Here is a 20443-nt window from a genome sequence, read left to right on the forward strand (position 1 = left end):
GCGGCCCCGGCCGCCGCGGCGTTGCGCAGCGCGTCGGGGCGGGCCGCCCACCCGCCGCCCGCGCGCTCGGCCAGCCCGCCGTCGGCCAGCTCGCGCAGTTCCCGCAGCGCCTCGCGCACCGGCAGGGCGGCCCGTTCGGCGACCTCGTCGGAGGTCTCCGCGCCCAGCACCAGGGCGGCGAACACGCGCAGCCGCGCGGGCGCCCCGAGCAGGCCGAGCAGCCGGCGGGGCTCGCCGTCGGGCAGGTGGACGTGCAGGCACAGCGCCGGAGGGCTCCCCGCGTCGGGGTCCGCGCCCGGCGGCGCGGGCGCGGGCTCCGGCGGACCGCCGCTCACCGGTCCGCGCCGGCGGCCCCGCGGACGCCCAGTTCGTCGAGCCGGGCGAGCATGTCGGCGGTGTCGGCGTAGACCCGGTAGGCGCCGGTGCGCTCCAGCTCGTCGCGGCCGTAGCCGCCGGACAGCACCCCCACGCCCAGGGCGCCCGCGCGGCGGGCGGCGAGCAGGTCCCACACGCTGTCGCCGACCACCATGGCGTGCCGCGGGTCCACCCCCAGTCGGGCCGCCGCGGCGAGGAACAGGTCGGGGTCGGGTTTGGCGTACCGCACCAGGTCGCGGGTGACCATCGGGGTGTCCTCGGGCAGCCCGAGCAGGCCGAGCGCGTGGTGCGCGGTCTCGCGGCGCCCGCTGGTGGCGATGGCCCACCGCACGCCCCGCTCGGTGAGGGTGCGCAGCAGCGCGGCGGCGCCGGGCAGCGGCGCCACCGACGCGTGCCGGCGCAGGTACTCCTCGGCGTGCGCCCGCTGCAGGTCGGCGATCTGGCCGGCGGTCAGCTCCCGCCCGGTCTCGCGCATCAGCGCCGACACGAACAGGCCGCCGCTCATCCCGATGCGGCGGTGGATGCGCCACACCGACAGGTCGACGCCCAGCCCGGCCAGCGCCGTCCGCCAGGCGATGACGTGCTGGTACACGCTGTCGACCAGGGTGCCGTCGAGGTCGAACAGGAACGCCGGCGGCGCGGGCGGCGGATACGGGGCCTCCGTTGGCGCGCTCACCCGAGCAGTCTCGCCGGACCCCGCCGGAAAGGGAACGACCCGCGCGGCGTGGCGCGGCGGCCGACCCGGCTCAGGAGCGGGCGCGCTCGCGCGCGGCGACGAACATGCCGTGCACGGCCGCCTCGACGCGTTCGGCCGCCAGGTCGGGGTCGGTGGGCAGCACCACGTAGGACAGGGTGAGCCGGATGGCGACCTCCGCGATGGCCTCGGCCCGGTCGCCGAGGTCGGGCCGGCGCCGCCGCAGGTAGTCGGTCATGCGTCGGCCGAGTTCGATGTGCAGCGGCTCGGCGCGGGTGGTCAGCACCGGCAGCAGGCCGTCGTCGCCCGCGACGAGCGCCCGCAGCAGCGGGTCGTCGGCGGTCGCCCGCAGCGCCCACCGCGTGGAGGCGCTGACCGCGTGCGCCACGCCGCCCTCGTGGCCGGTGAGGATGTGCATGACGCCGTCGAGGAACCCGCCGGCCTCGCGCACCACCACCGCCTGGAGCAGGCCCTCCTTGCTGCCGAACTCGTTGTACAGGGTCTGCCGGGAGACCCCGGCCGCCGCGGCGATGTCGGCCATGCGCATGCGCGGCCAGCGGCCGGCGACGACCTCGGCGTAGGCCGCGTCGAGCAGGCGGTCGCGCACCCCGCCCCCGGCGGTCCGCTCGCGCGTGGTGTGCGCACTCCCGGGACTCATGGGCTCATACTGCCACGCGGACCCGCTAACACTCTGATCACGCGGGGGTGCCCTACGGCGCCGCCGGGGCCCGGGAAGGTAGCGTTACGCGCCATGGCGTCCTTTGACGATGATCTGCGTCTCGCCCATGTCCTCGCCGACGCGGCCGACGACATCTCCCTCAAGCGGTTCCGCGCGCTCGACCTCAAGGTCGACACCAAACCCGACCTGACCCCCGTCACCGAGGCCGACCGCTCCGTCGAGGAGACGCTGCGGGGGGTGCTCTCGCGCGCCCGGCCGCGCGACGCCGTCGTCGGCGAGGAGTACGGCCGCACCGGCAACAGCCACCGCGTGTGGGTGCTCGACCCCATCGACGGGACCAAGAACTACGTGCGCGGGGTGCCCGTGTGGGCAACCCTCATCGCGCTCCTGGAGCACGACCGCCCCGTCATGGGGGTGGTGTCCGCGCCGGCGCTGATGCGCCGCTGGTGGGCGTCCCAGGGCGGCGGCACCTGGACGGGGCGCAGCCTCACCAAGGCGACCCGCTGCTCGGTGTCGAAGGTGTCCGAACTGAGCGACGCGTCCCTGTCGTTCTCCGAGCTGTCGGAGTGGGAGCAGCAGCAGCGCCTCGACTCCTTCCTCGGCCTCACCCGGTCGGTGTGGCGCACCCGCGCCTACGGCGACTTCTGGTCGCACGTGATGGTCGCGGAGGGCGCGGTGGACATCTCCGCCGAACCCGAGCTGTCGCTGTGGGACGCCGCGCCGCTGCCCATCATCCTGGAGGAGGCCGGCGGCCGCGCCACCGACCTGCGCGGCCAGGACTTCACCGACGGCGGGGCCCTGGTCTGCACCAACGGGGCGCTGCACAGCCAGGTCCTCACCTGGCTCAACGGGGGTCCCACGCCGCTGCGGCTCACCTGAGCCGCGGCGGCCCGCGGGCCGTCCGATGGGCGCGGAGCCCGTAGTAGGGTGCCGCTCGTGTCCCCTCTCCCTTCCCTCCTCCGCCGTGCCCTGCCGCCCGCGGCCCTGGCCGGAACGCTGCTGCTGACCGCCTGCGGGGGCCCCTCCGGCCCCTCGCAGAGCGAACTCGAGGCGATGATCGCCCCCGACGCCTCCGCCGGGTCCTCGGCCGAGCCCGAGCCCGCCGAACTCCGCTTCGACCCCGAGACGGTCGCCTGCGCCCCGCTGCTCTACAGCGACGAGCCGGGCGCCTGGGAGACCTCCGCCCCCCGCTCCAAGGTGTCCGACGCGCCCGCCGAAGTCGGGCTGCGCGACACCGAGGGCTCCGGCGAGGTCCCGCTGACCGCCGAGGTGCTCACCCCCGACGAGGAGCGGTTCACCGCCCAGGCCACCGCCTCCGGCGGCGACTGGGCCCGCCTGGACTACCCCGCCGACTTCGAGGGCGCCCCGGAGAAGCCGGCCAAGGGCACCTACACCGTGGTGTGGACGACCCCCGACGCCTCGGGCGCGTTCGTCTCCTGCGACGGGTTCCGCGTGGGCTAGGTCCCGTGCCGGTGCGCGGCCCCGCGGGGCCGCGCACCGGCGCCGCGGCGGACGCGGTGTGCGGGATGCGGCGCGGCATGAAGGACGCGGTGTGCGGGGCGCGGAGAGGCGCGGATACGGCGGAAAACCGAAATGCCCGGTGCGTTCGCACCGGGCATTTCGTCGTGGTAGCGGGGACAGGATTTGAACCTGCGACCTCTGGGTTATGAGCCCAGCGAGCTACCGAACTGCTCCACCCCGCGTCGTTGTGTCTTCAGGTTAGCGCGATTCCCCCGCAACACCAAATCGGTTTCCCGGCGGGCCTCCGCGCGCCCTCGCGGGCGCGTTCGGGCCGGACCGACCTGGGGGGACGCGCGCCGCCCCGGGCCTCCCCGGGGGCGCCGGGGGGCCCTCGGGGAAAAGCGAGAAACCGCGCCCCCCGTTATCGGAAGGCGCGGTTCCCGCAATTGGTAGCGGGGACAGGATTTGAACCTGCGACCTCTGGGTTATGAGCCCAGCGAGCTACCGAACTGCTCCACCCCGCGTCGTTGTGTCTTCAGGTTAGCGCGGTTCGCCCATAACGCCAAATCGGTTTCCCGGCGGGTCCGGCCGGGGGTCCGGCCGGGGGCGGGGCGGACGCCCCTCCCCCGGCCGGCGCGGTCGGCGCGGCTACTCCGCGGCCTGCTCGGCGCGCTCCAGCGCCTCGGCGAGCCGGTCGTTGGCCTCGTCGTAGGCGGTGAAGTCGCCGTCCTGGAGGGCGTCCTGGCCCTCCTGGTAGGCGTCGGCGGCGTCGGCGAGCGCGTCGGCGAGGTCGCCGCTGGGCGCGCCGCCGCCGTCCTCGCCCTCACCCCCGCCCTCCTCGGGCGCGGGGTCGCTCTCGTCCAGCGGGCCCTCGCCGCCCTCGAAGAGGTTGTTCAGCGCCTCCTGGAGGTTGCTGCCGATGGCGACCTCCTCACCGAACCCGACCATGACCTGCTGGAGCAGCGGGTACGCGCTCTCGCTCCCCTCGGCCTGGACGTAGAGCGGTTCGACGTAGAGCAGGCCGTCGGCGAACGGCAGCGTCAGCAGATTGCCGTTGATGATCCGCGACTGGTCGTTCTGCTGCAAGGGCAGCAGCACGTCGCGGATACCGCTGTCGGCCTGGAACTGCGCCTGCACCTGGCCCGGGCCCAGCACCACCGCGTCCTGGGGCAGGTTGAGGATGCGCAACCGCCCGTAGTTCTCGGAGTTGGGGTCGCTGTCGACCGCCATGAACGCGGCCAGGTTCTCGCGGCCGCGCGGCACGAAGGTCGAGGTGACCGAGAACGACGCCGCGTCGTCGCCGGGGAACCGGATGGTCTGCCGGTACGGCGGCTCGGGGCTGTCGCCCTCCTTGGTCGGGTCGGCCGGGACGTTCCAGAAGTCCTGGCCGCCGTAGAAGGCGTCGGCGTCGGTGACGTGGTAGCGGCGCAGGATCTCGCGCTGCACCTTCACCAGGTCGTCCGGGTAGCGCAGGTGCGACAGCAGCTCGTCGTCGATCTCGCCGCGCTCGGTGACGATGCCGGGGAACGCCTTGGACCAGGTCCGCAGGACCGGGTCCTCCTCGTCCCAGCCGTAGAGGGTGACCGTGCCGTCGTAGGCGTCGACGGTGGCCTTCACCGAGTTGCGGATGTAGTTGACCTGGTTGCCCGGCAGCGAGTCGACCGTGGTGGTGCCCGAGGTGAACGTGTCCTCGGTGGCGTCGGCCAGGTCGATCCGGTTGGCGTAGGGGTAGCCGTTGGAGGTCGTGTAGGCGTCGATGATCCACTGCACCCGGCCGTCGACGATCGCCGGGTAGGGCTTGCCGTCGACGGTGAGGAACGGCGCGACCTTCTCGACGCGCTCGGCCGGGTCGCGCTCGTAGATGATCTGCGACTCGGAGGTGATGGCGTTGTTCAGCAGGATGTCGGGTTCGCGGTACTTCAGCGCGTACAGGACGCGGTCGAAGAAGTTGCTGAGCAGCACCCCGCCGTCGCCGTCGTAGTGGTTGGTCTGCTGCCCGGTGTTGTTCTCCTCGCCCTCGCCGGCGCCCGCGCTGGGCTCGGCGCTCGGCTCGGCGCTGGGGTCGTCCTGCGCCTGCTCGCCGTCGGCGGGCGCGTTGGCCTCGTCGGGCGACGGGGAGGCCGTGGGCGTTGCCGCGTCCTCGGTGGTGGGCACGTCCTCGGTGGTGCCGCCCAGCGGGTAGTCGTACTCGGGCTCGGCGTTGACGATGACGTACTCGGCGCCCTCGCGGCCGAAGTAGATGCGCGGCTCGTACTCGCCGGTGACCTCGGACAGCTCGCCCGTGGGCGGGATGTTGTACTCGGTGAAGACCGGGCGGCCCTCGGTGTCGACCTGGTTGCCGGCGGCGGCCACGATGCCGAACCCGTGGGTGTAGACGGTGTGCCGGGTGAGCCAGTTGTCCTGGTCCTCCGGCGGGCCGCTGAGCTCCCGGGCGGCGATGATCGTGTCGACGCTGTTGCCCTCGGCGTCCTGGTAGCGGTCGACGTCCAGCACGTCGGGGAACTGGTAGAAGCCGCGGACCTGCTGCATCTGCTGGAAGGTCTGCGAGACCACCGAGGGGTCGAGCAGCCGGACGCTGGGGATGGTCGCGGCCTCTTCGGCGAGCTGCTCAGGGGTGAGCTGGGTCTGCGCGTCGTAGTCGACGACCTCGGTGTCGGCGATGTCGTACGCGTCGCGGGTGGCCTCGATGTTGCGCTGGATGAACGGCCGCTCGACCCGCTGCTCGTTCGGGCTCACCTGGAACTGCTGGACGATCATCGGGTAGACGCCGCCGATGAGGACCGACGACAGCACCAGCAGGCCGAGGCTGGCGATCGGCACCATGGCGTTCTTGAAGTAGATGTTGGCGAAGAACAGCACCGCGCACACCACCGAGATGATGGCCAGGATGATCTTCGCGTAGAGCACGGCGTTGACGTCGGTGTAGGACGCGCCGAAGGTGTAGCCGCGGTTGGAGAACACCAGCCCGTACTGGTCGAGCCAGTAGGCGGCGGCCTTGAGCAGCACGAACACGCCCAGCAGCACCGACAGGTGGACGCGCGCGGCCGGGGTGGCGCGCTGCCCCTGGCTCTGCAGCCGGACCCCGCCGTACAGGTAGTGCACGACCACGGCGGCGATGAACGCGAGCACCACGGCCGCGAACAGGTAGCCGAGCGTGACCCGCAGGAACGGGTAGACGAAGGTGTAGAACGACACGTCCGTGCCGAACTGGGGGTCGTTCACGCCGAACTCGGTGGAGTTGGCGAACTGCAGGTAGACGCCCCAGTCGCCGCTGGCGGAGGCGCCGGTGAGCAGGCCCAGGCCGCCGACGATCATCCAGAAGAACAGCCGGCGGTGCGGGTCGATCGACATCCGGTACCGGTCGAGCCCCTGCTGCTCCAGGTTCATGGGCCGGGCGAGGGGCCGCGTGCGGTAGGCGACGTACATGCTCGCCCCGACGACGAGCGCCATGATGAGGCCGCCGATGGCGAACAGCATCGCGCGCGTGCGCAGCTCGGTCAGGAAGACCGACGTGTAGCCGACGGAGTCGAACCACTTGTAGTCGGTCCAGAAGTTCGCGGCGAGCATCAGCCCCGCGACGATGACGACGACGGCGGCCGCGACGGGTGCGAGCAGCCGGGATCGGCGGGGCACACGCGGGTTCGGGCCGGGCGATCGGAAGCTCACGCCTCCCCCTCGCTCTCGGTTGTGGTGGGTGGTCGTGCGGAGATTCAGGTCTCCCACGTATGGCTACGTATCGGCAACTTATTGGCTGGACCGGAGGTTCCCGATCCCCCGCGCCGAACCGATGACAACATCACATCGACCGGGACTCGGTCACGCATCGGCGCAGCGCGGTGCTCCGACCCTACTCGTCGCGGCCCGCCCGGCCACCCCGTCCGCTGCGCCACCATGGAGGGGTGTCTTTCAACATTCGCGAAGTCGTGATGGATATCGAACGCCACGCGTCGGACCAGGGCTGGGACCAGCCCATCCGCGTCTACGCGCTGGTCCCGACCGCCGACCTGGTGGCGCGTGAGCCCGCGCTCGCCGAGATGCTCGGGGTGACCGGGGAGGTCGGCCCCGACGAACTGACCCCGGTGGAGCAGGAGCCGCTCCCCGACGGCATGCCCATCGAGGAGGCGCTGGGCCGCATGGCCTGGCCCGACGCGGTGGCGGGCTGCGCCATGGTCATGGAGCGGCTGGTGCTCAAGGGCTCCGACGCCACCCTGGAGCCGCCGCAGGGCGCCGACGCGGGCGCGTGGGCGCGCGGCCAGGACGGCGCGGAGGAGATCCGGATGGTCGCCGGGGTGCTGCGCGACGGCGCCCGCCACTCCGCGCTGCGGATGCGCAGCCACGACAGCGCCGACGAGGTGCTCAACGGGGCCGACCTGGTGCCCGCCCTCACCTCGGCGCTGGCGCTCACCTTCGAGGAGGAGTAGCCGCCGCCGCGCCCCGCCGCCCGCCGGGGCGGCGCGGGCGCGGCGGCGGTCACCCGGGTTCGCAGCGGGGCAGGTCGGCGGGGTCGCCGCCTTCGCGGATGTTCTCCAGGGCCGCGACGGCGTCGCCGAGGTCGTCGACCCGCACCACCTCGATGTCGCCGGCCGCCGCGGACTCGAAGGTCTGCGCGCAGCTCTCGCCGGCCACGAAGAAGTACTCGGCGCCCAGCCGGTCGGCGCTGACCATCTTCTGCGCGATACCGCTGACCCCGCCGACCGTGCCGTCGGCGGTGATGGTGCCGGTGCCGGCGATGTGGTGGCCGCCGGTGATGCCCTCCTCGCTGAGCCGGTCCATGATGCCCAGGGCGAACATCAGCCCGGCGCTGGGGCCGCCGACGTCGCCCACGCTGATCTCGACGTCGACGGGGAACTCCATGTCCTCGGCGATCATGATGCCGACGAGGGGGGTGCCGTCGTCGCCCTCGGTGGTGGCGATCTCGGTGTCCACGGGCTCGCCGTCGCGCTCGACGCTGATCTCGACGGTGTCGCCGGGGTCGCGCTCGGAGACGATGTCGACGGCCTCGCCGGCCCGCTCGACGGGTTCGCCGTCGACCGCGGTGATGACGTCGCCGGACTCCAGGCGGCCCTCGGCGGGCATGCCGTCGGCGACGTCGGCGACGTAGGGCTCGGTCGAGAAGTCGATCCCCAGTTCGGTGAGCGCGGCCGCGGTGGCGTTGGTCTGGGAGTCGTCCATCTCCAGGGTCTGGGACTCGCTGATCTCCTCGACGCTGCGGTCGGGCGGGAACAGCGCCTCCTGCGGCAGCACGGCCTGGCTGGGCGACAGCCACGCGCTGAGCACGGTGAAGAGGTCCATGCGCACGCCCGGCCCGCCGGTGTACTGCACGGTGACCATGGACAGCCCGCCGTCGTGGGTGTGGGTCTCGGCGCCCTCGACCTGGATGACCTGCTCGCCGTCGACCTCGCCGAGCGTGTTCAGCGCGAGGCCGGGCGAGGCGACGAGGTAGGGCACGGGCAGGTACAGCCCCCCGACCGCGAAGCCGACCAGCAGGACGGCCGCGACGAGCAGGGTGATGGCGCGACGGAACATGCGCACAGCCTACGGCGGCGCCGGGGGCGGGTCACCCGCGCCTCGGCGGGACGGCGCGGGCCGCGGTCGCGGCGGTCCCGGGGCGGCCGCGGTCAGGCGCTGCCCACCCATTCGGTGTCGCCGCCGGTGAAGGTCTGGTGCTTCCAGATGGGGACCTCGGCCTTGAGGTCGTCGATGAGGCGGCGGCAGGCCTCGAACGCCTCCTCGCGGTGGGCGGCCGCGGCGGCGACCACCACGGCGGTGTCGCCGATGGCGAGGTCGCCGACCCGGTGCAGCGCGGCGACGCGCCACACGGGGCGGCCGTCGCGGGAGGTGTCGGCCACGACCTTCTCCATGACGCGGCGCATCTCGGCCTCGGCGCTCGGGTGGGCCGAGTACGCCAGACCGGTCACGCCGCGCCCGCCGTCGTGGTCGCGCACGGTTCCGGCGAAGAAGGCGGTGCCGCCCGCCCGGGGGTCGCCGACGGCGGAGAGGACCTCGTCGACGGAGATCGGGGTATCGCGCAGTCCTACCAGGGTGATGGGTTCCACACGATCGACCGTACCAACGCGGTGGGACGGCGGTGCCCACCGCCCACCCCGCCGCGGGCGCGGTGCCGGCCGCCCGCGCCCGCGGGACGTCAGCCCTTGCGGCGCTTGCGGAGGTGGCGGACGGCGGCCGCGGTGCCGATGGCGGCCACGGCGGCGCCCGCCGCGCTCGCGGCGGTGATGGTGGCCTCCTTGCGGCCCAGGGGGCGGCCCACCAGGGCGTGCCCGGCGCGGGCGTCGAGCAGGGCGCGCAGCGCGGCCTCGTTGTCGTAGGCGGGCTCCCAGCCGGACGCGCGCAGCGCCGCGCAGTCGACCACGCACGGGTAGACCAGGTACTTCAGCTCCCCGGCGGAGGCGGGGGTCAGCCCGGCCCGGTGCAGCCGATGGGTGGCGCCGAACGCGACGTTGGCCGGCAGTTCGAAGGGGCGCAGCCCCGAGACGCGCTCGGCGCCGGCCTGGTCGAGGGAGCCGTCGCAGCCCACCGCCAGCGCGCCGTCCTTGCCGTCGAGCCCGGTGCGGACGACGTGCTCCAGGGCGCCGGCGAGGTCGTCGACGTGGCAGAACTGCCACCGCTGGGCGACCCCCTTGACCGTCAGCAGCCGGGGCGCGGCGAAGTGGCGGCTCAGCGCGGAGTCGATTCCGGGGCCGACCAGCGGGGCGGGCCGCACCACGGTGACCGACAGCCCGGGGTGGGCGCGGCGGGCCCGGCAGGCGAGGTCCTCGATCTCGACGAAGTCGCCCAGCAGGCCCTGCCCGGCCTCGGGGGTGAGCGCCGCGTCCTCGGGGAGCGGCACCGGGTTGGCCGGGTCGGCGCCGTAGACCATGGTGCTGGTGACCAGCACGACCCGGGGGACGCGTTCGGCTGCGGCCGCCGTGAGCACGGTCTGCGCCGCCCGGATGTTGGCCGCCCGCCGGTCCTTGGCCGGGGTCTCCAGCGACCGGTCGACGTCGGTGTGCACGAGGACGTCGACGCCCGGCAGGCACCCGGCGAGCCGGGGGTCGCGGACGTCGGCGAGGCGCCAGGCCACACCTTCGGTGTCGCCGCGTTCGCGGTCGATGGCGACGGTCCGGTCGGCCCCGGCGGAACCAGCGGCCGCCCGCAGGCGTTCCACCAGCAGGCGGCCGACGCCGGACGCTGCTCCGGTGACGGCGACCACCGGCCCTGCTCCGCCGGAGGGGCTGTGCTGTGGGCGAACCTGGTCGGTTTCGGTATTCACTCCGGGCGGCTCCCAGCTAACGTGACAGTGGAGACAAACCTAATCCTGCCTGAGGTCTAATCGTGAGCGACCTGCCTTTTGGTTTCAGCATGCCGAACGACCCCGACGACGAGTCCGGGCGCCCCTCGGGGGGTTCCGGTTCGGGCGCCGGGCGCGGCGGCCCGGGCGGTGGCGACCCCGGTATGCCGGGGATGCCGGGTGGTTTCCCGTTCGGCGACCCCCAGCAGATGGCGCAGATGCTCCGCCAGTTCGCCGACATGATGGCGGCGCAGTCCCCGGCCCCCGGCCAGGGCGGCGGGACCTCCGGGCCGGTCAACTGGGACATGGCCAAGAACATCGCCCGGCACACCGTCTCCCAGCACGGCGACCCCAGCGTCGGCCCGCTCGACTACGCCAAAGTGCAGGAGGCGCTGCGGCTGGCCGACCTCTGGCTGAACGAGGCCACCACCCTGCCCTCGGGCGTGCACGTCATCGAGGCGTGGAGCCGCTCGGAGTGGGTCGAGCGCACCATGCCCACCTGGGCGCAGCTGTGCGACCCGCTGACCGCCAAGGTCGTGGAGTCCATGGGGCAGAACCTGCCGGGCGACATGCAGTCCATGGCGGGCCCGCTGCTCGGCATGGTGCAGCAGATGGGCGGGATGCTGGTCGGCCAGCAGGCGGGGCAGGCCATCGGCGAGCTCGCCCGCGAGGTCGTCGGCTCCACCGACGTCGGGCTGCCGCTGGCCGGCGAGGGCCGTGCGGCCCTGCTGCCGTCGGGCGTCGAGCTGTTCGGCGAGGGCCTGCAGATCCCCAAGGACGAGGTGCGGCTGTACCTGGCCGCGCGCGAGGTCGCGCTGCACCGGCTGTTCGGCCACGTGCCGTGGTTGCGCTCGCACCTGTTCGGCCTGGTCGAGGAGTACGCGCGCGGCATGTCCTTCGACATGAGCGGGCTCGAGGAGAAGCTGGGCGGCATCGACATGGCCGACCCCGCGGCGCTCCAGGAGGTGCTGTCCGGCCAGGGCGGCGAAGGGCTGTTCCAGCCCGAGGACACCCCCCGGCAGAAGGCCTCGCTGGCCCGCCTGGAGACCACGCTCGCGCTGATCGAGGGGTGGGTGTCGGAGGTCGTGGGCGCCGCGGTGTCCGAGCGCCTGCCCCAGGCATCGGCCCTGGCCGAGGCCACCCGGCGGCGCCGCGCCACCGGCGGGCCCGCCGAGCACACGTTCGCCACGCTGGTCGGGCTGGAGCTGCGGCCGCGCCGGCTGCGCGAGGCCGCCGCGCTGTGGGAGGCGCTGCGCGAGGCGCGCGGGGTCGACGGGCGCGACGCCCTGTGGGAGCACCCCGACCTCATGCCGTCGAGCGACGACCTCGACGACCCCGCCGCGTTCGTCCGCGGCGGCTCCCCGGCCGACGACCTCGACATCTCCCGGTTCACCGACGGTGACGGCGCGGAGGACGGGGACGCGGACGGAAGCGCCGCCGGGGACACCGACGGCGGCACTGGCGACGGCACTGGCGACGGGAGCGACGGCCCCGAGGGCACCGGCGGCCCCGGGGACCGCGGGTGACCCCGACCCTGCACGGCGACGCCCGCGCGGTCCTGTCCGGGTGGGTGGCGCCCGACCCCGGCCAGGACGCCCTGCGCCGCTCCTACCTGGACCATCTCGACGCCCACCCCGACGCCATGTGGCGCACCTGCGCGCCCGGCCACATCACCGCGAGCGCCGCCATCGTCGACGCCTCGGGCACCCGGACCGCGCTCGTCCTGCACCGCATGATGGGCATGTGGCTGCAGACCGGGGGGCACTGCGAGTCCGGTGACGTCTCGCTGGCGGGGGCCGCGCTGCGCGAGGCCACCGAGGAGTCCGGCATCGTCGGGCTCCGGCTGCTGCCCGACCCGGTCCGGCTCGACCGGCACGCGGTGCCGTGCGGCGGCGGGTCCGGGTCCTGGCACCTGGACGTGGAGTACGCGGCGGTGGCGCCCGAGGACGCCGTGCTGGTGCGGGCCGAGGACGAGTCCGCCGACCTCGCGTGGTGGCCGGTCGACGCGGTCCCCGACCCCACCGACGAGGCCTGCCGGGCCCTGGTGCGCGCGGCCGCGGCTGCGGTCCGCCGGGCGGGCTGACGGGCCGCCCCCGGCCGCCCGCCGCACCCTTGCCCCTCACCGGGCCCGCAGCGCCTCCAGCATGCGCACCAGCGCGTCGGCGGTCTCGTCCGGGTCGCCCTCGGGCGACTGGGCCAGCCACAGGGCGGCCTCGTTCATGGCGCCCGACAGCAGGTGCACCAGCGGGGCGACCGGCCCCCGCACGATCCCGGCCTCGGCCAGCGCGGCCAGCTGCTCGGCGAGGTGGCGCTCCGACGACGCCTCGTCGATCCGGCGCCACGCGTCCCAGCCGAGGACGGCCGGGCCGTCGACGAACATGATGCGGTGCGCCTCCGGGTCGGCCCCGGCGGCGAGGAACTCCCGGCAGCCGGTCACGAGCCGGTCCCAGGGGTCGGGTTCGGCGTCGGCGGCCGCGGCCACCCGCTCGCCGACCTCGTGCTGCACCTCCGCGACGACGGCGCGGAAGATCCCGGCCTTGCTGCCGAAGTGGTGGTAGAGGGCGCCCTTGGTGACCCCGGCGGCGGCGGTGATCTCCTCCAGCGCTACGGCGGCGTAGCCGTGCCGGGCGAAGAGCCGGCGGGCGGCCGCGACGAGGGCGCGCGAGGTCTCCTCGCGCTGCTGCGCCTTGGTGCGCGGTGCGGCGGCCATGGTGGTCCTCCCCGATCCGGTGCTTTGACATACCCGGAGTACGCGTCTAGGTTAGCGCGACATACCGAGAGTACGCATCTCTTCGGGTCCCTCCAGAGTGGAGTCCGCCATGCACCTCACCGGCTTCTATCCCGTCATCTGCACGCCCCGCGTCGCCGCCACCGCGGAGTTCTACCGCACCCACTTCGGCTTCACGACCGCCTTCGCCGCCGACTGGTACGTGAGCCTGAAGCGCGCCGACCCGCCGCACCAGGAGCTGGCGGTGGTCGACGCCGGCCACCCGACCGTGCCCGCCGCGTACCGGGCGCCGGTGCGCGGCCTCCTGCTCAACTTCGAGGTGGCCGACGTGGACGCCGAGCACGACCGGCTGGTCCGCGCGGCCGGGCTGCCCGAGGTGCTGCCGCTGCGCACCGAGGACTTCGGGCAGCGGCACTTCATCGTGGCCGACCCCAACGGGGTGCTGATCGACGTGATCACGCCCACCGAGCCGACGGCGGAGTACGCCGCCGCCTACGCGGCCGCGGAGTAGCGGCGGGCGGGGTGGCGGCGGGACGGTGTAGCAGCGGCGGGGGTCACTCGCCGACGACGTCGTCGTCGTCCTCCTCGACCTCGCCGCTGCCCCCGGCGTCGAGCCGAGGGGCGGCGCTGACCCCTTCGAGATAGCCCCGGGCGCGCTCGGCCTTGGGGTAGCGGCGCACCAGCTCCCAGAACTCCGGCCCGTGGTGCGGGATCACGAGATGCACCAGCTCGTGGACCAGCACGTAGTCGACCACCCACGACGGCATGCCGGCCAGGCGCCGGGAGATGCGGATGGAGCGGTCCTCGGGGGTGCACGAACCCCAGCGGGCCTGCTGGTTGTCGACCCAGCGGACGGACGCGGGGCGCGCCCTGCGGTCGAGATAGCGGGCGGCGAGGTCGAGCGCCCGCGCCCGCAGCGCGTCGTCGCCGGGGCGGCGGCGCTCGTCGCGGGCGTCGAGCCGCTCCAGCATGCGGCCCACCCAGCGCTTCTCCTCGGCACGGGAGAAGGTGGCGGGCACGAGGACGACCGTCTTGTCACCGTCGCGGTAGGCGGACACGGTCCGCCGGCGGCGGGGACTGCGGCGTACCTCGACGTTCGAGTTCGGAGGCACGAAATCACGTTAGCCGACGCTTGACGAACGTCACAGGGTCGTGTTGCTCCTTTTTGACCCGTGATCGTGGCATTCGCTCCCCCGGCCGCGACCTCGGGGAACACCCGCCCGCCGTGATCGGCACCGACGCGCCCGCCGCCCGGTCAACCCTGGCTGGCCGGTTCCGGTCACGGCCGCGCGGGCCCCGGGGTCGGGGGCGACCGGGGCCGCCGAACGCGCCGGGGCCGGCGTCCCGGAGGACGCCGACCCCATTCTCAGCCGGTGCGGCGGGTCAACATAGGCGGGCCCACCGCATTTCCATGAGGGCGTGTTCGGCGCGGTTGCGCTCGCGCAGCTCGGCCCGCAGGCGGCGGGCGGACATGCGGAGGCGCTGGCGGTCGCGCTTGCGCTCGACGGTCTCCTGGAGGCGGACGAGTTCGTGCAGCAGCATGGCGTTGTTCCTTCGGTGCGGGGTGACGTGCGGAAGCGGAAGCGGGCGGGGGGTCAGGCGGCGACGGGCTCGGGGTTCTTCCTCGGGCGGCCGCGCGGGCGCTTGCGCGCCACGACCTGGCCGGCGACGAGCAGTTCGCCGCCCCAGACGCCCCACGGCTCGCGCCGCTCCAGGGCGTCGGCCAGGCACTGCTCCCGGACGGGGCAGGCGCGGCAGACGGCCTTCGCGGCCTCGACGTCCGCCGGGGCCTCGGCGAAGAAGAGCTCCGGTTCCCGACGGCACGGGACCTCGGCGTCCCCCAGCCACGGAGTCTCCAGGACCGACGCGAGCATCGGTGTCCTCCCTGATCATTCGTCCTACGGTTGGCTGCGGCCGGTGGTCGGGGGCGGCGATCCGGAAATCTGCCGCCACCGGTCATCCGGTGGTGGGGCCAAGACCTGCGACGCGTCCAGCCGAGGCCGACCGCCGGAGCGGTCGGGGTTCGGTGGAGATCAAAACGGCCGCGGCCCCTGTGTGGGGTCCGCGGCCACGGGAGAGACACCCGGCCGTCGAGCTAGGCCGGTGCGCTCCGTGGACACTCCCCCACGACGCCCTTGGGGCGCGGGGATCCTGCTGCGAGCTGCACATCCATGAATTCGGCTTCCGCCGGGCGCCCGCCGTGGTCGCCGGCCGCCCAGCCGCCGGGGTTGCCCCCGCCGTGGACATAGGCCACCGCGGATTCGGCACCGGCCCGCAGTCGGGCCGCCGACGCGGCGCCGCCGACGCGACCGGAACCGAAGGACGCGGCGGTGCCGCGCACGGTGCCACGCGAGATGGCGGAGAACGCGTCGAAGCGCTCGGGCTGGAAGCCGGCGAACATTGCGCTGTTGTCGATCATCTGACGGGACACCTCCTTCACGGTCGGGCCAGCGGGATGGGAGTCCCGGGCCGGGCGCGGATGCTTACGGGTTCACCCTAGAGGGCGCCGATCATCACCGGCAACCCATTTTTGACCTGCGTCTTCGGCCGAATCCGGCCGGAACCTGCGGGGCCGGCGCGGCGTCGGGGACGGTCAGGGCGGGGGCGGTCCGGCGGGGCCGTCGAGGACCCGGATCAGCCCCTCCTGGACCACCGAGCAGACGAGTTCGCCGCCGCGGGTGTACACCAGGCCCCGGGCCAGCCCGCGGGCCCCGGTGGCGGTGGGGGTCTCCTGCGCGTACAGCAGCCACTCGTCGGCGCGGAACGGGCGGTGGAACCACATGGCGTGGTCGAGGCTGGCCATGGAGATGCCGGCGAACGACCGGCCGTGCCGGAGCAGCACGGTGTCGAGCAGGGTCATGTCGGACGCGTAGGTCATCAGGCACACGTGCAGCAGGGGGTCGTCGGGCAGGTCGCCGCCGACCCGCAGCCACACGAGGTTGCGGGTGGTGCTCAGCGCGGGGTCGCGCTCGACCTCGAACGACAGCGGGCCCACCGGGCGCATCTCGATGGGGTGCCAGGTGGCGAAGCGCGGCACCCGGCCGAACGCGGCGAGCAGCCGCTCGCGCATGGTGGGCAGGTCCTCGGGGCCGGGGACCTCGGGCATGGACACCTGGTGCTCCAGCCCGGGTTCGACCTTGTGGAAGGACGCCGACAGGGTGAAGATCGCCTTGCCGTGCTGCACCGCGGTGACCCGGCGGGTGGTGAACGACCGGCCGTCGCGCACCCGGTCGACGTTGTACACGATCGGCACCGAGGGGTCGCCCGGCCGGATGAAGTAGGCGTGCAGCGAGTGCACGTGGCGGTCGGCGGGGGCGGTGCGCCCCGCCGCCACCAGCGCCTGGCCCGCCACCTGGCCGCCGAAGACGCGCTGCGGACCGCCGTCGGGGCTGCTGCCGCGGAAGATGTTGTCCTCGATCCGCTCCAGGTCGAGGATGCCCAGCAGACCGGTGAGGGTCTGGCCGGGTTCGGGCGCGTCCGCCCCGGGTGCGGCGGGCGTGCCGCCGGCGCGGTCATCCGGCATCGGGGCCCCCTTCGTCGCCGTCCGCCGCCGGGGCCTCGGGATCGCGGCCCGCGCACAGGGCGAGGACGGCCTCACCGTAGCGTTCGAGCTTCACCGCCCCGACACCGGAGATGCGGGACAGCTGTGCGATGTCGCCGGGCACGTGCTCGGCGACCGCCTGCAGGGTGGCGTCGGTGAACACGACGTAGGCCGGGACCTTCTGCTCCTCGGCGGTGGCGCGCCGCCACGCCTTGAGCCGCTCCAGCAGCGCCTCGTCGTAGTCGGCCGGGCAGTCCAGGCAGCGGCCGAGCTTGCGGGCCGCGGCCTCGGTGAGCGTGGCGCCGCAGATGCGGCACTGCGCGGCCCGCGCCGACCGGCGCTCGCGCCGCCCGGCGGCCAGCGACGGCGACGCCGGGCGCAGGCCGTCGAGGAAGCGCGTGGGGCGGCGCCCCTTGCGCCCGCCGGGCGAGCGCGCCAGCGCCCACGACATGGCGAGGTACTCGCGGGCGCGGGTGACACCGACGTAGAACAGCCGGCGCTCCTCCTCGACCTGCTCGGGGGTGTCGGCGTGGATGATCGGCAGCATGCCCTCGGTGAGCCCCACGAGGAACACGGCGTCCCACTCCAGGCCCTTGGCGGAGTGCAGGGACGCCAGGGTGACGCCTTCGAGGCCGGGGGCGTGCTCGGTGGCCACCCGGGCGTCGAGTTCGGCCACGAAGTCGTCCATGGTGGCGCCGGGGCGTTCGGCGGCGACGTCCTCGGCGAGCTGGGCGAGGGCGGCCAGGGACTCCCACTTCTCGCGGGCCTGACGGCCCTCGGGGGCGGCCGGGGTGAGGCCCAGCGGCGCGAGGATGTGGTGCACGGTGGCGGCCAGCGGCGCGTCGTCGGCCCCCTGCCGGGCGCCGCGCAGGGTGTGCACGGCCTGCTTGATCTCGGGGCGTTCGAAGAACCGGGTGGCGCCGCGGACGGTGTACGCCACCCCGGCGTCGGCGAGCGCCTGCTCGTAGGCGGCGGACTGGGAGTTGGCGCGGAACAGCACCGCGATCTCGCGCGCGGGGGTGCCGGCGTCGACCAGGGCGGCGATGCGCCGGGCCACACCGGTGGCCTCGGCGGGTTCGTCGTCGTACTCGGTGTAGGTGGGGTCGGGGCCGTCGGGGCGCTGCGCGACGAGTTCGAGCCGGTGGTCGGCGGCCTGCACGCCCGACGGCGCAGCGGCGGACTTGAGGGCGAGGTTGGCGACCCGCACCACCTGCGGGGTGGAGCGGTAGTCGCGCACCAGCCGCACCACCGTGGCGTGCGGGTAGGCGGCGGAGAACCGGGTGAGGTAGGAGGGCGTGGCCCCGGAGAAGGAGTAGATGGTCTGGCTGGGGTCGCCCACGACGCAGAGGTCGTCGCGGTCGCCCAGCCAGGCGTCGAGCAGCAGTTTCTGCAGCGGGTTGACGTCCTGGTACTCGTCGACCACGAAGTAGCGGTACTGGTCGCGCACGCGGTCGGCGATGTCGGGGCGGTCGGCCAGCATGGCGGCGGTGAGTTCGAGCATGGACTCGAAGTCGAGCAGGTTGCGTTCGCGCCGGGCGTCCTCGTAGGCCTCGAAGACGCGGGCGACGTCGTGGGCGGCCATGGGGGCGGTGCGCCCGGCCTTGCCGATGGCGGCCTCGTAGTCGGACGGGCGGACCTGGGTGACCTTGGCCCACTCGATCTCACTGGCGAGGTCGCGCAGCGCGGTGCGGTCGGCCTGCACACCGCAGGAGTGCGCCGCGCGCGCCACCACCGGGATCTTGCTGTCGATGAGGGTGGGCAGCGGGCCGCCGACCACCTGCGGCCAGAAGAACGAGAGCTGGCGCAGCGCCGCGGCGTGGAAGGTGCGGGCCTGCACGCGCGGGGCGCCCAGGGCGCGCAGCCGGCCGCGCATCTCGCCCGCGGCGCGCACGGTGAACGTGACCGCGAGCACCTGCTGCTCGGCGACCACCCCGCTGGCGACGGCGTAGGCGATCCGGTGGGTGATGGCCCGGGTCTTGCCGGTGCCGGCTCCGGCCAGGATGCACACCGGACCGCGCACCGCGCGGGCCGCCGCCGTCTGCTCGGGGTCGAGTCCGTCGAGTACCCGGTCGGGATCCATCCGCATCCGCTCCGTTTCGGCAGGGGTCGCTGGGGAGGAAGGGCGCGCGTGTGGCCACGACCGTTCCGTTCCCCCCGACCAGTCTCTCAAGTATCAGTGGAGGTGTGCGCGCGCCTCCACCCCATCCGTCCACCTGTGGACGGCGCGAAAGGGGGGAACCGAAGCCGCACGGGCGGCGTCCCACCAGCTGGCACGGACGTTCCGGGGAAGCTCCGCGCGCCTCCCGGCGTTGGTAGTAGGCGGTGTCAACACGCAATACGGACGAAGGAGACGGCGCAATGACCACCCCGACCGCCGGCCGGATCACGATGTACTCCACCCCCTGGTGCGGCTTCTGCAAGCGGCTGAAGAGCCAGCTCGGGCGCGAGGGGATCGCGATCGACGAGGTCGACATCGAGCAGAACCCCGAGGCGGCCGAGTACGTGATGCGGGTCAACGGCGGCAACCAGACCGTTCCCACGGTGGTCTTCGCCGACGGCACCGCCCTGACCAACCCGTCCTTGTCACAGGTCAAGGAGAAGCTCGCGGGGCAGGCGTGACCCGCGCGGCCGCCGTCCCGCTCCCGGGGCGGCGGCCGGCACCCCGGGCACGGGGCAACGAATGGGGGAAGACGTGACATCTCACAGAACGGTGCGCGACGGGCGCGACGCGGGACCGGACGCCTACGGCATGGTCCAGCGGACGTCGGCGGGGTGGCGCGTGAACGACGGCGAGGAGCTCCCCGACCTGCTCAACGCGATGGTCCTCGCCGACCTCATCGCCGCCGAGGAGGGCGCGCCGGGCGCGCCGCCCGCGGCGCCCCCGCGCGCGGACGCCGACGCCTCCGAGGTCGAGCGCCTGCGCGTCACCGTCGCCCAGCTCGAACACGCCCTGCACACGCGGGTGGTGGTCGAGCAGGCCATCGGGGTGCTCGCCGAGCGGCACCGGCTGACCCCGCGCAAGGCGTTCGAGCGGCTGCGCTCGGCCGCGCGCTCGCGCGGGCGCCGGGTCGCCGACATGGCCCGCGACGTCGTGACCAGCAGCACCAACCCGCTCACCCCGCTGCCGGTGGAACTGGCGGGCGAGGGCGCCGCCGCCGAGGCCGAGCCCCGCCGCGCCCCGCGTTGAGGGGCGCCGGCCCGCGCCCCGAGGGGTGCGCCGACCCGCTGCGGACCGGCCGCCGGCCCCGGTAGGGTCGCCGCATGCCCCGACCCGACGCCCACCCCGGTGAATACGCCGAACGGGTGCTCGACCTCGTCGAACGCATCCCGCCCGGCCGGGTGATGTCCTACGGCGACATCGCCGAGTACCTGGGCGAGGGCGGCCCCCGCCAGGTCGGCGCCGTCATGTCCGCGTGGGGCGACGGCGTCCCGTGGTGGCGGGTGCTGCGCTCCGACGGCACGCCCCCGTCGGGCCACGAGGTCCGCGCCCGGCGCCACTACGCGGCCGAGGCCACCCCGATGCGCGCCGCCACCGGCCGCGTCGACATGCGCCGTGCCCGCTGGGCGGGCCCGGACTCCGACTGACGCCCGCCCGCGCCGGGGGTGCTGTGCGGGGCGGGCCGGGTGGGGTCCTGGAGTGTCCTGATCATCTGGTGAACTAGGAGGGGTGAGCCCCT

At 74.3% G+C, this 20443-nt stretch carries 22 protein-coding genes, 2 tRNA genes and 1 pseudogene; 9 read left to right on the forward strand and 16 right to left on the reverse strand.

From position 1 onward, the window contains the following. The 3 genes and pseudogenes from NT8_RS07310 to NT8_RS07320 all read right to left on the reverse strand — a co-directional run. Positions 1-335: pseudogene (locus NT8_RS07310) on the reverse strand (hypothetical protein); the annotation flags it as partial. Then, complete coding sequence (locus NT8_RS07315; protein ID WP_067965614.1) at positions 332-1051, reverse strand: HAD family hydrolase; 720 nt, start codon at positions 1049-1051, stop codon at positions 332-334. The pseudogene NT8_RS07310 and the gene NT8_RS07315, both read right to left, overlap by 4 nt. A 70-nt stretch (positions 1052-1121) precedes the next feature. After that, the gene (locus NT8_RS07320; RefSeq protein WP_067965616.1) at positions 1122-1727 is read right to left on the reverse strand and encodes a TetR family transcriptional regulator; all 606 of its coding nucleotides are present in this window, start codon (positions 1725-1727) and stop codon (positions 1122-1124) included. Positions 1728-1820: 93 nt separating this feature from the next. Here NT8_RS07320 and hisN point away from each other — a divergent pair, with 93 nt between their 5' ends. After that, positions 1821-2627, forward strand: coding sequence for a histidinol-phosphatase (gene hisN / locus NT8_RS07325; RefSeq protein WP_067965618.1), 807 nt, complete (start codon positions 1821-1823; stop codon positions 2625-2627). Between the two features lie 57 nt (positions 2628-2684). Next, positions 2685-3209, forward strand: a complete 525-nt coding sequence (locus NT8_RS31215; RefSeq protein ID WP_281203395.1) for a hypothetical protein — start codon at positions 2685-2687, stop codon at positions 3207-3209. 165 nt (positions 3210-3374) lie between these two features. Here the strand turns inward: NT8_RS31215 and NT8_RS07335 are convergent. The 3 genes from NT8_RS07335 to NT8_RS07345 form a co-directional block, all read right to left on the reverse strand. After that, a tRNA-Met gene (locus NT8_RS07335) sits at positions 3375-3451 on the reverse strand. A gap of 205 nt (positions 3452-3656) precedes the next feature. Next, a tRNA-Met gene (locus NT8_RS07340) sits at positions 3657-3733 on the reverse strand. Positions 3734-3857: 124 nt separating this feature from the next. After that, complete coding sequence (locus NT8_RS07345) at positions 3858-6776, reverse strand: UPF0182 family membrane protein (protein ID WP_067965678.1); 2919 nt, start codon at positions 6774-6776, stop codon at positions 3858-3860. A 359-nt stretch (positions 6777-7135) separates the two neighbouring features. Between NT8_RS07345 and NT8_RS07350 the strand changes: the two genes are divergently transcribed. Next, positions 7136-7630, forward strand: coding sequence for a PPA1309 family protein (locus NT8_RS07350; protein ID WP_067965620.1), 495 nt, complete (start codon positions 7136-7138; stop codon positions 7628-7630). Between the two features lie 49 nt (positions 7631-7679). Here NT8_RS07350 and NT8_RS07355 read toward each other — a convergent pair whose 3' ends face one another. The 3 genes from NT8_RS07355 to NT8_RS07365 all read right to left on the reverse strand — a co-directional run bounded on the left by NT8_RS07355 (position 7680) and on the right by NT8_RS07365 (position 10419). Next, on the reverse strand, positions 7680-8735 hold the full coding sequence (locus NT8_RS07355) for a YlbL family protein (RefSeq protein ID WP_067965679.1): 1056 nt from the start codon (positions 8733-8735) through the stop codon (positions 7680-7682). A 92-nt stretch (positions 8736-8827) separates the two neighbouring features. Continuing rightward, positions 8828-9265: a molybdenum cofactor biosynthesis protein MoaE gene (locus NT8_RS07360; RefSeq protein ID WP_067965622.1), complete on the reverse strand. Its 438-nt coding sequence runs from the start codon at positions 9263-9265 to the stop codon at positions 8828-8830. An 89-nt stretch (positions 9266-9354) separates the two neighbouring features. Continuing rightward, complete coding sequence (locus tag NT8_RS07365) at positions 9355-10419, reverse strand: NAD-dependent epimerase/dehydratase family protein (protein WP_067965624.1); 1065 nt, start codon at positions 10417-10419, stop codon at positions 9355-9357. A gap of 122 nt (positions 10420-10541) precedes the next feature. Here NT8_RS07365 and NT8_RS07370 point away from each other — a divergent pair, with 122 nt between their 5' ends. Together NT8_RS07370 and NT8_RS07375 are read left to right on the forward strand one after the other, a co-directional pair. After that, positions 10542-12023 carry a zinc-dependent metalloprotease gene (locus NT8_RS07370; RefSeq protein WP_067965627.1) on the forward strand — a complete coding sequence of 494 codons (1482 nt, stop codon included), beginning with the start codon at positions 10542-10544 and terminating at the stop codon, positions 12021-12023. Further along, complete coding sequence (locus NT8_RS07375; protein ID WP_067965629.1) at positions 12020-12580, forward strand: NUDIX hydrolase; 561 nt, start codon at positions 12020-12022, stop codon at positions 12578-12580. The genes NT8_RS07370 and NT8_RS07375 overlap by 4 nt, the downstream gene beginning before the upstream one ends. Positions 12581-12616: 36 nt before the next feature. Here NT8_RS07375 and NT8_RS07380 read toward each other — a convergent pair whose 3' ends face one another. Continuing rightward, positions 12617-13207 carry a TetR/AcrR family transcriptional regulator gene (locus NT8_RS07380; RefSeq protein WP_067965632.1) on the reverse strand — a complete coding sequence of 197 codons (591 nt, stop codon included), beginning with the start codon at positions 13205-13207 and terminating at the stop codon, positions 12617-12619. A 109-nt stretch (positions 13208-13316) separates the two neighbouring features. Between NT8_RS07380 and NT8_RS07385 the strand changes: the two genes are divergently transcribed. Next, the gene (locus tag NT8_RS07385; protein ID WP_067965634.1) at positions 13317-13736 is read left to right on the forward strand and encodes a VOC family protein; all 420 of its coding nucleotides are present in this window, start codon (positions 13317-13319) and stop codon (positions 13734-13736) included. 43 nt (positions 13737-13779) lie between these two features. Here NT8_RS07385 and NT8_RS07390 read toward each other — a convergent pair whose 3' ends face one another. The 6 genes from NT8_RS07390 to NT8_RS07410 form a co-directional block, all read right to left on the reverse strand. Beyond that, on the reverse strand, positions 13780-14283 hold the full coding sequence (locus NT8_RS07390) for a M48 metallopeptidase family protein (protein ID WP_084468720.1): 504 nt from the start codon (positions 14281-14283) through the stop codon (positions 13780-13782). Between the two features lie 325 nt (positions 14284-14608). Then, entirely contained in the window at positions 14609-14767 is a 159-nt protein-coding gene (locus tag NT8_RS29795) for a hypothetical protein (protein WP_169805195.1), read from the reverse strand. Positions 14768-14820: 53 nt separating this feature from the next. Continuing rightward, entirely contained in the window at positions 14821-15099 is a 279-nt protein-coding gene (locus NT8_RS07395) for a WhiB family transcriptional regulator (RefSeq protein ID WP_067965638.1), read from the reverse strand. 221 nt (positions 15100-15320) lie between these two features. Further along, positions 15321-15644: a hypothetical protein gene (locus tag NT8_RS29215; protein WP_067965640.1), complete on the reverse strand. Its 324-nt coding sequence runs from the start codon at positions 15642-15644 to the stop codon at positions 15321-15323. A gap of 174 nt (positions 15645-15818) precedes the next feature. After that, entirely contained in the window at positions 15819-16748 is a 930-nt protein-coding gene (gene tesB / locus NT8_RS07405) for an acyl-CoA thioesterase II (protein ID WP_067965642.1), read from the reverse strand. Next, positions 16738-18846, reverse strand: a complete 2109-nt coding sequence (locus NT8_RS07410) for an ATP-dependent DNA helicase UvrD2 (protein WP_067965644.1) — start codon at positions 18844-18846, stop codon at positions 16738-16740. The genes tesB and NT8_RS07410 overlap by 11 nt, the downstream gene beginning before the upstream one ends. Positions 18847-19124: 278 nt before the next feature. On the opposite strand from NT8_RS07410, the gene NT8_RS07415 reads away from it, so the two are divergent. The 3 genes from NT8_RS07415 to NT8_RS07425 all read left to right on the forward strand — a co-directional run bounded on the left by NT8_RS07415 (position 19125) and on the right by NT8_RS07425 (position 20351). Then, positions 19125-19385, forward strand: a complete 261-nt coding sequence (locus tag NT8_RS07415) for a mycoredoxin (RefSeq protein WP_067965646.1) — start codon at positions 19125-19127, stop codon at positions 19383-19385. A gap of 130 nt (positions 19386-19515) precedes the next feature. Continuing rightward, a complete protein-coding gene (locus NT8_RS07420; protein WP_067965680.1) occupies positions 19516-19953 on the forward strand; it encodes an ANTAR domain-containing protein in 438 nt (145 codons plus the stop codon). A 74-nt stretch (positions 19954-20027) separates the two neighbouring features. Further along, positions 20028-20351 carry an MGMT family protein gene (locus NT8_RS07425; protein ID WP_067965648.1) on the forward strand — a complete coding sequence of 108 codons (324 nt, stop codon included), beginning with the start codon at positions 20028-20030 and terminating at the stop codon, positions 20349-20351. Positions 20352-20443 lie beyond the last annotated feature (92 nt).

Origin of the sequence: Nocardiopsis trehalosi NBRC 14201, from assembly GCF_001552555.1 — a bacterium.
In the GTDB taxonomy this organism is placed as follows: domain Bacteria; phylum Actinomycetota; class Actinomycetes; order Streptosporangiales; family Streptosporangiaceae; genus Nocardiopsis_B; species Nocardiopsis_B trehalosi.